Raw genomic sequence first — 389 nt, forward strand, 5'->3', positions numbered from 1 at the left:
CTCCAGGCCGGGCCGGTCGACGGTGAGCCGGTCGGCGCGCTCGTCGACGTCCTCGACCTCGGCGCGGGTCGCCTCGTACTCGGCGACCGCCGCGGCCCGTGCGGCCTCGGCGGCCTCGGCGGCCTCGGTGAGGTCGGCGAGGGTGGGACGACGGTCGCGCAGCGCGGCGAACCGGTCCCGCAGCCTGCGGTCGTCGTCGAGGACGGTCTCCAGCTCGGCGAGCCGGGCGGCGCGCTCGGTGGTCTCGGCGACGAGCCGGACCCGGACCTGCTCGGCGGCCTCCTCGTCGTGCAGGGCCGGGTTGGGCGGCACCACGAAGTCGATCCCGGGCGCCGCATCGGCGTCGGCGCGCAGCGCGGCGGTGGTGCCGACCGCGACCAGGCAGGCCG

General features: G+C 78.9%; 1 protein-coding gene. It reads right to left on the reverse strand.

What is annotated here, in order from left to right; translation table 11 throughout:
• Window positions 1–389, reverse strand: a 389-nt coding sequence (locus GTW08_RS12230) for a hypothetical protein (protein ID WP_161151942.1), incomplete at both ends; no start/stop codon positions are given.

The organism is Pseudonocardia sp. SID8383 (assembly GCF_009864975.1).
GTDB lineage: Bacteria > Actinomycetota > Actinomycetes > Mycobacteriales > Pseudonocardiaceae > Pseudonocardia > Pseudonocardia alni.